This window comes from Streptomyces sp. NPDC020801, from assembly GCF_044334385.1.
In the GTDB taxonomy this organism is placed as follows: Bacteria; Actinomycetota; Actinomycetes; order Streptomycetales; family Streptomycetaceae; genus Streptomyces.
On the sequence record NZ_JBIRST010000010.1, the window covers coordinates 218947 to 231151 of the forward strand.

The 12205-nt window shown below is 67.7% G+C and carries 6 protein-coding genes and 6 pseudogenes; 5 read left to right on the plus strand and 7 right to left on the minus strand.

Features of this window, described 5'->3' with window-relative positions:
• Positions 1-24 precede the first annotated feature (24 nt).
• Entirely contained in the window at positions 25-2616 is a 2592-nt protein-coding gene (locus ACH4UM_RS22320) for an ABC transporter permease (protein WP_398181917.1), read from the plus strand.
• Positions 2617-2708: 92 nt separating this feature from the next.
• Here ACH4UM_RS22320 and ACH4UM_RS22325 read toward each other — a convergent pair.
• Together ACH4UM_RS22325 and ACH4UM_RS22330 are read right to left on the minus strand one after the other, a co-directional pair.
• A pseudogene (locus tag ACH4UM_RS22325) lies at positions 2709-3205 on the minus strand (transposase family protein); the annotation flags it as partial.
• A 95-nt stretch (positions 3206-3300) separates the two neighbouring features.
• The gene (locus ACH4UM_RS22330) at positions 3301-3960 is read right to left on the minus strand and encodes an NADPH-dependent F420 reductase (RefSeq protein WP_398181920.1); all 660 of its coding nucleotides are present in this window, start codon (positions 3958-3960) and stop codon (positions 3301-3303) included.
• A 76-nt stretch (positions 3961-4036) separates the two neighbouring features.
• Here ACH4UM_RS22330 and ACH4UM_RS22335 point away from each other — a divergent pair, with 76 nt between their 5' ends.
• Positions 4037-4387, plus strand: coding sequence for a winged helix-turn-helix transcriptional regulator (locus ACH4UM_RS22335; protein ID WP_398181922.1), 351 nt, complete (start codon positions 4037-4039; stop codon positions 4385-4387).
• Between the two features lie 57 nt (positions 4388-4444).
• Here the strand turns inward: ACH4UM_RS22335 and ACH4UM_RS22340 are convergent.
• The 4 genes and pseudogenes from ACH4UM_RS22340 to ACH4UM_RS22355 all read right to left on the minus strand — a co-directional run.
• Positions 4445-4653: pseudogene (locus tag ACH4UM_RS22340) on the minus strand (transposase family protein); the annotation flags it as partial.
• A gap of 267 nt (positions 4654-4920) precedes the next feature.
• Positions 4921-5625, minus strand: a complete 705-nt coding sequence (locus ACH4UM_RS22345; protein WP_398181925.1) for a DUF3152 domain-containing protein — start codon at positions 5623-5625, stop codon at positions 4921-4923.
• A gap of 633 nt (positions 5626-6258) precedes the next feature.
• Positions 6259-6717: pseudogene (locus tag ACH4UM_RS22350) on the minus strand (transposase); the annotation flags it as partial.
• 323 nt (positions 6718-7040) lie between these two features.
• Positions 7041-10001 (minus strand): N-acetylmuramoyl-L-alanine amidase, encoded by a 2961-nt coding sequence (locus tag ACH4UM_RS22355; protein ID WP_398181928.1) that lies wholly within the window; start codon positions 9999-10001, stop codon positions 7041-7043.
• A 325-nt stretch (positions 10002-10326) separates the two neighbouring features.
• Between ACH4UM_RS22355 and ACH4UM_RS22360 the strand changes: the two are divergent.
• The 3 pseudogenes from ACH4UM_RS22360 to ACH4UM_RS22370 all read left to right on the plus strand — a co-directional run.
• Positions 10327-11153 (plus strand): annotated as a pseudogene (locus ACH4UM_RS22360) (IS630 family transposase); the annotation flags it as partial.
• A 1-nt stretch (position 11154) separates the two neighbouring features.
• Positions 11155-11333 (plus strand): annotated as a pseudogene (locus tag ACH4UM_RS22365) (transposase family protein); the annotation flags it as partial.
• Between the two features lie 6 nt (positions 11334-11339).
• Positions 11340-11711: pseudogene (locus ACH4UM_RS22370) on the plus strand (ISAzo13 family transposase); the annotation flags it as partial.
• Positions 11712-11750: 39 nt separating this feature from the next.
• Here the strand turns inward: ACH4UM_RS22370 and ACH4UM_RS22375 are convergent.
• Positions 11751-12143, minus strand: a complete 393-nt coding sequence (locus ACH4UM_RS22375; protein ID WP_398182118.1) for a peptidoglycan-binding protein — start codon at positions 12141-12143, stop codon at positions 11751-11753.
• Between the last annotated feature and the right edge of the window lie 62 nt (positions 12144-12205).

Here is a 12205-nt window from a genome sequence, read left to right on the forward strand (position 1 = left end):
GCACCCAGGACTGGACCGATCACCATGCTGCATACAGCCCTGCGCAACGTCCTTGCGCACAAAGCCCGATTGATCACGACCTCGCTTGCGGTCCTGCTCGGCGTCGCCTTTGTCTCCGGCACCCTCGTCTTCGCCGACACCACCGCGAACGCCTTCCGCAACGCCATGGCCCGCAACCTCAAGGGCGTGGCCGTTTCCGTGCGGGCGGAGGAAGCCATCAACACCGACACGGTTGCCCCGGATACGACGGGCGGCGAGGACGGCCGGCGGACCACCGTCCTCGATACCGCGCTGGCGCAGAAGATCCGCCGGCTGCCCGGCGTCGCTTCGGTGCGTCCCACTGTCAACGGGCAGGCCACCTTGGCCGCCAAGGACGGCCACCCGGTCAACTCCGACAGCAACGGGCAGAATCTGGCCACCAACTACCTGCCTGGCAAGGACGGCAAGGACAGCCACTTCCCACTGAAGGAAGGCCGCGGCCCCGCCGCCGCAGGCGAGCTGGCGCTGGACGCGAAGACCGCCGAGAAAGTCGGACACCGGATCGGCGACACTGTCCGCTTCGCCACGGACGGGCCCACCCTGACCATGAAACTGGTCGGCATCGTCTCCACCGACGACCCCCGGGTCACCGCCGGCGGCACTCTTGCGCTCTTCGGCACCCGGACCGCACAGGAACTGTTCCACCGACCTGGCCAGTTCGACGAGATCGCGGTCACGGCAGGCCCAGGGACCGATGAGTACGCGCTGAGGGCACAGGTACAGGCGCTCCTCCCCGATGGCGTCACGGCCACCAGCGGAGCCGAGCTGGCCGCCGAACAGTCAGCCGAGATCGCCGAGAACACCGGATTCCTCACCAAGACGCTGCTGGTCTTCGCCGGCATCGCCTTGTTCGTCGGCGTGTTCCTCATCGCCAACACCTTCACCATGCTGATCGCCCAGCGCAGCCGCGAGATCGCGCTGTTGCGGGCCGTGGGTGCCTCGCGCCGCCAGGTCGTTGGCTCCGTCCTCGTCGAGGCCGCCCTGCTCGGCCTCGTGTCCTCCGTTGGCGGGTTCGCGCTCGGCCTGGGCATCGCCGCAGCCATGCGTCCGTTGCTCAACACAACGGGTGTCGTACTGCCTGGCGGGCCGCTGGTCATCTCGCCCGCGGCCCTGCTGGCCTCGCTCGCGGCGGGAGTCGTGGTCACCGTTCTGGCGGCCTGGTTGCCGTCCCACAGGGCCGCGAAGATCGCCCCCATGGCGGCGCTCAGCAGTGTCGACCTGGCGCCGCCCGACCGTGCTCTGGCGGTCCGCAATGGGCTCGGCGTCCTGCTCACCGCGGCCGGGGTGCTGGTGATGCTGTACGTCTCCACGCTCAGGACGAGCAAGGAATCGAACTTGATGATCGCGATGCTCGGCGGTGTACTGACCCTCGGCGGCGTGATGGTGCTGGCTCCGCTGCTCTCCCGGCCGCTGATTGCCCTGGCCGGCACGGTCACAACCCGCTTTTTCGGCGTCGGCGGCAAGCTGGCCAAGCAGAACGCGCTGCGCAACCCGCGCCGCACCGCCGCCACAGCCTCGCCACTGATGATCGGGCTTGCCCTGATCACCGGTCTGGCCGTCGGCGGGCACTCCGCCCAGCGCGCCATGGCCCAAGAGGCCACCCAGGGGCTGGCCGCCGACTACCAGGTCAACTACAGCACCGCCCGTGGGCTCGACGCGGACGCGGCCACCAAGGTCGCCCGGGTGCCCGGGGTCGCGGCGGCCGCCCCTGTCGTCTCGGCGGAGCTCGATACCCGGGGCCACTCCGCCTCAATCATCGGTACGGACCCCGAGGCGTTCGGCAAGGCCGTACAGCTCGACTTCCGCGCCGGTTCACTACGCGAGATCGGCCCCGGGAAGATCGCGGTCTCCGACAAGTTCGCCGAGCAGACCGATCTCCACGTCGGCGACGTCATCGACGCTGCGATGGGCGCGAACACCGGCAAGGCCTGGAAGAAGTCGCTGGCGATCGTGGGCATCTACGCCAAGACCCGCGTCACCGACGACGCGCTGGGCACGCTCGTCGACGTGCTCCCGCACTCCGCAACGAAGCATCTCGACAAGCTGCTGGTCAAGACCGACACCGGCAAGTCCGCCAGCCTTGAGGGGATGATCCGCGCCGCGCTCGGCGACAGCCCACTGCTGGAGGTCCGAAGCCGGGAGCAGCTCATCAAGGACAACAACGAGTCCATCACCAAGGTCCTCAGCATGATCTATGGGCTGCTCGGCATGGCTGTCGTCATCGCGGTCCTCGGCGTCGTCAACACCCTGGCCCTGTCGGTCTTCGAGCGCACCCGGGAGATAGGGATGCTGCGAGCCATCGGCCTCGGCCGGGCCGGGATCAGGCAGATGATCCGGCTGGAGTCGGTGGTCATCTCGCTGTTCGGCGCGGTGCCCGGGATCGGCACGGGCATCTTCCTGGCCTGGGCCGCAGGCGGCCTGACCACGTCCTCGCTGCCCGAGTACGAGACGGTCCTGCCATGGGAGAGCCTGGGCACCTTCCTGGCGCTGGCCCTGGTGATCGGTGTCCTGGCCGCACTCTGGCCGGCCCGCAGGGCCGCCCGGCTGAACATCGTGCAGTCGGTTCAGCCGAGTTGAGCCGGGCTGTGGCACCCTGCCGACCGGCCTCGTCGGGGACTCCTCGTGCCGGCCGTGGTGCCGCGATCGGGCCCGTGAACAACCATCCAACGACTCGCCGGAGACGAATGCGCGCCGTCCGCCGCGGCCGGCCACCGGTCGGCGGACCTGGATCCCAGTGGCGTCGAGGCGCAGCTCGATGTCCTCGGCCTGGGCGCAGGCGTACACGTCGGCCAGTGTCTTCAGTCGCAGACCAGGCCGGCCGGGATCGCGCAGCCCCGCTCTGCAAGGAGGGTTCGAACCTCCCCCACGGCCCGGGTGATGGTGGTCCGGTCGACGCCGAAGAGCAGGCCGAGGACGGCATGCGGCTGGTCATGCCGCAGATGGATCAGCGTGGCCACCAGCCGGTCGGCGAAGACGAGTTGATGCCGTGCTCCAGCCCTGCTCCAGCCCCTGGAGCCCGCCTTCTCACCCCGCCTCGAACAGCATGACGGCGTCCCCCAACACACGCCTGCCACGGCTGGGCCAACTCGTCGATCAGCGAGGCCGGATGACGTTGGGAGACACCCGTGAACAGCCGATGCGCGAGAACCGCCCGATTCTCCTTGATCGCCGCAGCCGGATCACGCCACCCACCAGCGAGGACACCTCACCCGCTAGCACGCACCAACTCGAAAGGACTCCTGACGAAATGCCCTGGACGCTTCACGCACTCTCGGCTCGTGGACCTGTCGCATAGGCCAGCGGGGGTGCGATCGCCCGTACGTCCGCCTGCTCCGCCACCCACAGTCCGATGAACAGCGCGGCGGTCGCCTCCAGCAGTCCGGCGCGGTCCAGCCCGCCCCCGGCCACCGGCTCACAGCCCATGTCCCGCACCAGCTTGCGTGCCAGTGCGAGCGCCGCCTCGTCGTCCCCGCAGATCGGAACGATCAGGGGCTGACCGTCGAAGACCGGCGGAGTCATCCGCCACACGTCCTCGTGGCAGAGGTTGAACGCTTTGACGACGCGCACGCCCGGTGCCGCCGCAGCCAGTCGGCGCGCCGCCGAGGGGCCGCCCTCTGTCAGCAGCCGGAAGCCGGGCCCGACCGGATTGGCGCAGTCGAGCAGGACCTTCCCCCTCAGCGCCGACCGATGCTCCCTGACGATGTCCGCTCCCGCGCCGTACGGCAGCGCGGCCAGCACCACCTCACCGAAGCCGACCGCCGCATGCAGACTCCCGTGCCCCGCACCGCCCCCAATGCGCGTCGCGAGCCGCCGGGCCTTGTGCCCGTCCCGGCCTCCGACGAACATCTCGTGCCCGGCCCGCGCCCACTGCGTGGCCAGTGCGTCCGCCATGTTTCCCGTTCCCAGCACACCGATCTTCATCGATACGCCCCTCTCCGTATCTGCTCCAACCGCTTTCGGGACGACACTAGGAAATCCGTCAGGCACCATTTGGTACGTGACGACCGACGCCCACCTCGCCGACTGCCGCGCCCGCCTCGCCTTTGACCTCCTCTCCAACACCTGGAACGCCGTGCTGATCTGGGTCCTGCGGGACGGTCCCACACGCCCCGGCGAACTACGCGAGCGCATCGGCGGCATCAGTCCCAAGGTCCTGACTGAGACGCTGCGGCGGCTGGAGTTCAACGGGCTGGTGGTACGGAATGCCCATGGCGAGGCGCCGCCTCGTGTCGAGTACGAACTCACCGCTCTGGGGCGGACGTTGCTCGGCCCGATCGACGCACTTGGCGCGTGGGCCTTCGAGCACGGCGATGAGGTCATGGCCGCCCAGGAACGAATGGGTGGGTGAGCTCCCGGCCCGTGACCTCCCCTGCACGCGTCGATGCACTTTCATCGGGATGAGGTCAAGTGTCTCGTGCAGCCCCGGCGCCCACGAGGCGAGCACTTCGACGGTCTCGTGCACGTACCGCCACGCTGTCGCCTCGACGACTCCGAACCCGGCGCCGACCTGTGCCAATGTCTCGTTCTCGATGAGCTCGTACGGGACGTCGAGCGTGGAAGGACACGGAACCGACGAGACCCCCCGGCCGGTGGCGAGCTGAGCGAGATCACCACACCACCGACGAGGGGCTTCGCCATGTCACCCCACCTGACAGCCCATCTCACCCCGCTGGGACAGGATGAAAGAGGCTCACTGAAACATCCAGGACTGGCTGGGCTTGTCGTAGGAGAGGCAGAAGGCCTGGTGTTGTGTGGTGCCCGGGGCGGTGGTGCCGAGTGCCGAGACGCACAACTGCAGTCTCCTCCGAGTCGATCAAAGAGCGTCGACGCCGAAGGGCAGGTCCGCCGGCGTCACCGAAAGGCTGCCGCGGGCACACCCGCTCACGGCACTTGGGGGCCGCTGATGTACCGGCCCCTCCCGTCGTACGGCCAGGCGTTGGCCCGGCAGCCCTTGAGGCCGTCGATCTGCTGCATCATCGCGGGGGCGGGCCTGCCCTTGCCCGGGCAGGTCTCATGGCCGTGGCCCAGGCGGTGGCCCACCTCATGGTTGATTATCAGCGCCCGGTAGTCCTGGATCGGTCCTGGGAATTGGGGAGAGCCGAGCATCCACCGGGTGAGGCTGACCATCACGTCCTTGCCGGCCTGGCAGTTGACGTCGTGGGTCACCTTGATGCCGGCCAAGTCGCACACCTGCTTGACCGTGCCGGGCGAGGCGACCTGCACCGCGAAGTCATATGCGCCCGAGGTGACTTGCCGGAAACCGGCCTTGCCGTCCGCCGTCCAGCCGCGCGGGTCAGCGAGGATACGCGCGACCTCGGCGGCCACCTCGTCGGCTTCCTGACCGATGCCGTCCTCGACCTGCACCATATAGCGCCAGATGTGCTGGTGACCTTCGCCCGCCGTGGCGGCCGCAGCACTCCCGGTCGAGAAGGTACCTGGTCCGGATGACGGGAGCGCCGTCGCCCCAGGCCGCGGGCCCGTGCCTGTCCGCATGACGGGGCCGCCGTGCGGGGGCCGGGTGGCGCCGTCGAGCACCAGAGCCACGCCGCCCAGGACGGTGACCGTCGCCGCCAGGGTCGCGAGCACCGTACGGTGATAGACCCGGCGGCGACGCCGGGCAGCCAACCGGTGTGAGGTCCGGGAGCCGGTCGGCTGCCTGGCAGCCTCGGCGTGCGGCGCCGACAGGATCTGGAGCACGTGGTGCCTGCTGCACTCATGTGGTGGGCATGGTGACGGCCGTCCGGTACGCCAATTCTGACCGACGCCAAAGTACCCACGGGCGACGCTGCTCAGTTTGTCGTCGCCTGGCTCGTTGCGCAGGCTGATGAACGCGGTATTGCCGGACACGGCCGTCAACAACGGCCATCTGCGGCGCTTCACGGAGAACTGGGATCCGGTGTGCGACATCTTGCGAAGTCCTTTGCCCTGGTCAGTTTGGGCGGCACGACCCCGGGCGGAGCGGGCCGCCATAGACGACACGTGTGAACCCGGACAGCCGAGGGCAGACAAGACACCACAGGATCAGGGGACCAGCTCCGGGCAGCCCACTCCGACAGAGATCATCTCGATCGGATTGGACTCCACAGCCAGAAAGCTATGAGCGATTCCCTCCACATGAACAGCGTATGAATCCCCGTCTGATTACCTGTTTCAGCTCGGCACCTCACGAGAACACCTTCGTCCCCGTCGCCTGCAGAATCGTCCTGGAATCAACCGACATCGTCGTCCCCAGGGCCATCGCCGCAGGTGAGGGGTGTCGTAGGTCTTGTCGGCATGAAGACGCACGGGCTTGGAATCGGCTGCATGGAGTTCGTGTCCCATGTGGAAGTGGGACAGCATCGGCTTCAGGGCGAGGCTGTCGTGGGTGCTGGCCGCGGAGAGTCCGACGCGTAGCGGCAGTCCGTCCGCGTCGGACAGGACGTGCATCTCGGAACCGGGCCTACCCCGGTCCACGGGGCTCGGACGTGCAAGTTCGCACGCTGTTTCCGCGCGGACGTGAGCGGTGTCGAGGACGGCGTGGGACAAGTCCACCAGACCCTTTTCGTCCAGGAGTTGGAGAACCTTCTGGTGCAGTCGGCCCCATACCCCGGCTCTGGACCAGATCAGGAACCGACGATGGACGGTCGACTTCGACGCGCCGAAGCACGGCGGCAGTGCCCGCCAGGCGCAATCGCAAACGTCTCCACTCGAGGGTGGGTTACCGCCCTCCACGTGAAGTCCACGCCGAGTACGAGAAGTTGCGAATCGCCACATGAAATGGACGGTCAGATACAGGTCCGGACAACACGAGGCCCCTCACTTCGCAACTGATGTATCTCGTGTCGTGTGAGTTACCGGCGGTGGTCGACGGTGTCATCGGCCGTCACCACCGCGTTGATGTTGGTCCGGATGAAGTCGGCCAAGGCGGGCTGGACCGGGTTCGCAGGGTGGGTCATGGCAAAGTGCAGCGATGGCCCGCACCCCACTCACGGGGTGCGGGCCCTTGGCCTGTGGCGCCGACGTCAGGCCGCCGCGCCGCCCGGCTTGATTCGACGCAAGATGACGACTGTCGCGATGCCCACCACGAGGACCGCCCCGCCGATCCCGGCGATCAGGGGAAGCGCGGAGGAGGCACCGGTCTGGGCAAGGGTGCCGGTCGGCCGCAGCTCCGTGGCGCCGCCTTCCTGGACCTTGACCATCGCCGGAGGCTTCACCGTGGGTTTGGGCTCGGCCACGGTGGGAGTGCCCGCGCTGCTGCCGACGGGGACCACGGTGAAGTCGTACGCCCTGAAGAGGTCGTGAACGTAGTACTGCTTGGCGTCGATGTAGCCAGCGAAGCCGAACGCGGCGCTCGCATGCTTCGGCGCCTTGGCGTCGACGCTGAGCCGCAGATGGACGTCGACCTTCTGGTGGGCGCCGAGGGAGGTCTCGCTGAAGACGGTGCCGGTGCCGACGTGCTCCTTGAGCGAGACCCAGGTCTTCTTGGCGGCGTCGAAGTACTGAATCCGGGCGTGGGTGACCAAGAAGTTGTCGACGACCGTGGCCCACTGGACCCTGCCGAGGGCGTTGTCGGAGGGATTGGCTACCGTGAAAGTCAGCGTGTGCCAGCCGCTGCCCGCCACGATCTCGCCGAGGAGGCCGGATACGGTCAGCCGCAGGACGGAGGCAGGTTCCAGCTTGCTGTCGGCCAAGCAGTCCGTCGGCTCGGGAACCCGCGTCGGCTTCGCCGACTGCGACGGCTGCGCGGACGGCTTGCCGCTCGCAACGGAGGGCCACCGCGTGTCGGCCGACAGCGCTGTGGCCGAGGCGCACGGCGATACCCGTCTGGCCACCTTGACGTCGGCCGCTTTCACGTAGGCGAGGCGGTGGTTGTACTGGATCGGGTAGTACGTCGTCGTCCCCGTCACCACCTTGTCGTCGTCCGGCGCGCTGTGATCGATGTTCACCGTGTTGTAGAACTCACTCGTCTCCACGGCCAGCGCCACATAGCGCTGGCCGGCCGCAATGGCGTACTTCGACAGCGCGGTGACCGGCTGCGCGGCAATCGTGCTCGGGTAGGCGCTCGCCTCGGGGTAGGCCCGGCCATAGACGGGGATCGAGGTGGCGCCGTCCTTGGGGCTGATCAGCTTCTGCGTGGTGCTGGTGACAGGCACGGTCCACTTCCCGTGCGGGTTGTCGAACCACGCCTCCTGGCCGCCGTACCAGATCGCCGTCCAGTCGCCCTGCTGCGCGGCGACCACGAACTCCTGCCCGGCGGTCGCCTTGTCACCCCAGTCCGAACCGGCGTCGGTGCCCGCTCCGGAGGAGCGCAGATACGGATCCGACAGCAGCGGATCGCTGCTGGACGGGCCAGTTCTCAGGTAGACGAAGTTGGCGGGCTGCGGGTCGGCGCCTGCGACCGGCGGCTGGTTGGCGCTGGTGAACGGAGGTGCGATCTTGATCAGTTCACCGGCCTCCAGCGTGGCGCCGGCAGGGCTGCTTCCGATCGGAGCGCCGAGCAACTGCATGTAGTGGGTCCAGTCCCAGAAAGGTCCGGGGTCCCAGTGCTGTCCTGCCACGTATGTGTCCGCCGGGCCGGGCACGTTGTCGTGGCCGATGATGTGTTCGCGGTCGAGAGGGACGTTGTAGCGCGCGGCGAGATACTTCACCAGTGCGGAGGACGACTCGTACTCCGACTCGGTGTACCAGCTGGCACCGGAGATTGCGAAGCCCTCGTGCTCGATTCCGATCGAGTGCATGTTGAGGTACTTGTTGCCCGCATGCCAGGCCACATTCTTGTCCTGCACCATCTGCGTGACGAGTCCGTCGTTGGAGCGGATCACGTAGTGCGCGCTGGCGTAGGCGGTCGGGTCCTTGAACTGGTTCACTGTCGAGGCGTAGCTGCCCTCGGTGTCGTGGATGACGATGTACTTGATCGCATCGCCGTCGGCCGGGCGGTTGGCGATGTCGTAGTTGCCGTAGCTGCTCTTGTCGTTGGGATCATCCTGCGCGTACGCGGCGGGGACGAAGTTGCACACCAGTCCGGACGGGCACTCGGGCTTCGGGGTCGTGGTGGTGCTGGCGCGTGCCGCCGCCGCAACGCCGGTGGTCGTGTGGTTCGCTGTGTTGGCGGTGACGGCCAGGGAAGTGGGCGTGGCGGTCCGCGGGCGCAAGCTTGGCTGCGCCGGGAGGGCGACCTGCTGACCCTCGGCGGTGACACGGTCGATGCCCTGCCGGATATGGAGGTATACCCGCTGGGCGAACTGCGCTGCTCCCTGGCTGTCCGGCGACTGGCTGAACCGCTCCACCGCCCGGTACCACCGCGCCGGATCAGCCGGGAGCCCGCCGGTCGCCTCATGCTCGTACTGCGCCAGCAGCGCCGCGCCGCCGCGTATGCTCTGCCTCGCATCACTGCGCAGCGCACTCGCCGGCGCACCGATCAGTTTCGCCGCGGCATCGAGCGTGTGCAGCGCCGGAGCGCTGGTCTGCATGGCACCCACGTCGGCGAGTACACCCTGATCGGGGTGGAACGATCCACGCCGGTCATCACCACGCATGTTCAACTCGGTCAGCCGATCCTTGGCCGAGGGCGCGCGCACCTCGGCAGGAGTAACCTGAGTCAGCCCCATCACGTTGTAATTGCCGGTGGTGCTCGGCCTGCCACCGTGGGTGTCCCAACCGCTCTGCTGGTACGCCACCGCCATCAGCACGGGCGGCGGAACACCGAAGTCCTGTGCAGCGGTGGCGAATTCACGCTGGAGCGCGTACGGCTGCGGCCCACCGGACTGGTTCGCTTGTGCTATCACCGTGACCCCAGCAGCCGCCGAGAACGCGAGCACGCCCGCGATCCCAAGCGACACACGGACGTGCGATCTGCGGTGCTTGCGTTGCCTTCTACTCAAGGTTCCATCCTCTGCTGGCAATGTGCCGATACCGATCGGTTGACTACCCAGCCTCATGAACGGATGGCTTTCGGCGGTCAGGTTTGGATCGGAGCCATTCATATGGCGACTGCGGGTGCGGCACGGCAAAAAAGGGCCTCGCTCGGTCGAGGCAGCCGTGAAAGAACTCGGACATCACGTCAGTGGACGTGAGTGAGTGCCTGCACTGTTCCGTCACACTATGGCGGCCCATCCAACGCCAGCCAGCGGAAAATTACCTACTTCGCTACTCGAATTCCTACTTATTCCGAATGTGGTTGTCAACGCCTGGCTCGTGGCTGACTGCATTGACCCGAAACGGCAGGTTTTCCGGGTCGTTGATCTCCGCGTGAGTGAACTGGTAGGGGACGCACGGCAGTTGTCGCCGTCGGCTCAGGAGGCCCTTCCGATGCGGGCGATGGCCACGCTGGTGGCGGGCCGGGACCATGAGGATGTCGCGACGCTGTTCAAGGTCTCCCTCAAGACCGTCGACAACTGGTGGGCGAAGTGGCTGACAGGCGGGTGTGAGTCGCTCATGGCCCAGCCGCGCGGGCGTCGCGCCGGCGAGCACCAGCTACTCGGCGAGGCCGAGCAGCAGGCGATCCTGCAGGCAGTTCTGGAGCAACGGCCGTGCGACCTGGGCCTTGCGGGCGAGTTGTGAACCCGGGCCGGCGTGCGGGACTTGATCAACAAGCTGTACCGGGGAGGCTGACCGAGCAGGGGGTGGGCAAGTATCTGCGCCGCTGAGGCCTGTCGTTGCAGCGCCCGGACAAGCGGGCCGTGGAGCAGGACGCGGACGCGGTGCGTGTCTGGCGAGAGGAGACCGGGCCGGTGATCCATGCGAAGACGAAGGCCGAGGGCGGCGAGGTGCTCTTCGCCGATCAGGTCGGCATCCGCTCCGACCTGGTCACCGGCCGTACCTGGGGCGAAAAGGGCCGCACCCCGATGGTGCCCCGCATTGGCAACCAGTTCTCAGTGAACGCGACGTCCGCGTCCAGTACCAAGGGCCCGATGTACTTCATGGTGTTCACCGGGACCCTCCACGCCGAGGTGATGTGCCGCTTCCTGGACCGGTTCGCAGGCCACTTCGACCGCAAAGTGCACGTCGTCCTGGATGGCCACTCCGCACATCGCTCCCGCTAGGTCCGCGTCTGGCTCACCGAACATCCCGACCGGATCGAGCGGCACTCCCTGACGTCGTACTCGCCGGAGCTGAACCCCGACGAGCTGGTCAACCCTGCAGGAACTCACCCCCACCGAGAAGACCGTCGACCAGGCCCTGGCCGCGGCACGGGCACCGGTCGAGCGCGGCGTCGCACGAGTGAAGTCCTGGCGGATCTTCCGCAGATCCCGATGCAGTCCAAACCGCATGACGTCAATCGCCAAAGCGTCCTCACCCTGGAGTGGCGACGCTGAAGAAGCTCACTGATCGAGCCACACACCCGAGGTGATCCCGTCTCCCCGTTGCGCTGGACCACGTTGTCACTGCAGCCCCTGACCTCGGCGCTGACCGCGCAGGGCCACGCGGTCGGCGCGGCAACCATCGGGCGTCTGCTGCACGCCCTGGGCTACAGCCTGCAGGGCACAGCCACGCCCACGGAGGGCGCCGGTCACCCGGATCGCGATGTCCGGTCCTGCCACCTGAACGCCACCGCCACCGCCTTTCTCAACGACGGGCAACCGGTGATCGGCGTCGACGGCAAGGCCGAGGAATGGCTCGGCAACCGGGACCGGCCCGGCCGCACCTGGCGGCCGGGCAAGGACGCGAGCAGGGTGGACTGCCACACCCCCCATCAATCCCAGCGCTCCACGAGAACGACGCAGTTCTGGGGATTAGGGCTGGTACACGCCCCGCTCAGAAGGATCCTGGCCCAGCGCAGGCGACGTGCCAGGCACCGAGCCACCACCAACCGCCGGCACCATCAGCCTGTCCCACGACACACGACCAGGAACCCCGTCCGCATCCGACCCACGGAACCCCAAATGCTGCTGCCAACGACTGTAGCCATGCTGCAGCGCACTGTTCCACGCAGAGCCAACCCGGCCCCGCGCAAGATACCCCCCCGCAGCAAGACGCTCCGCCAAAGCCCGAATCACCGGACTCGACTTCCCAGAGACGAAGAAACCATCACCCGGAAAAGCCTGGTACACACCCTGCTCATCAGGATCCTGGTCCGGCGCAGGCGACGTGGCAGGCACCGAGCCACCACCAACCGCCGGCACCATCAGCCTGTCCCACGACACACGACCAGGAACCCCGTCCGCATCCGACCCACGGAACCCCAAAT

What these genes read in the sequence shown, in the direction of transcription:
- ACH4UM_RS22375 (WP_398182118.1), bottom strand. Translation starts at nt 12,143, where the DNA reads ATGGTGCCGGCGGTTGGTGGTGGCTCGGTGCCTGCCACGTCGCCTGCG.
- ACH4UM_RS22320 (WP_398181917.1), top strand. Translation starts at nt 25, where the DNA reads ATGCTGCATACAGCCCTGCGCAACGTCCTTGCGCACAAAGCCCGATTG.
- ACH4UM_RS22355 (WP_398181928.1), bottom strand. Translation starts at nt 10,001, where the DNA reads ATGAATGGCTCCGATCCAAACCTGACCGCCGAAAGCCATCCGTTCATG.
- ACH4UM_RS22330 (WP_398181920.1), bottom strand. Translation starts at nt 3,960, where the DNA reads ATGAAGATCGGTGTGCTGGGAACGGGAAACATGGCGGACGCACTGGCC.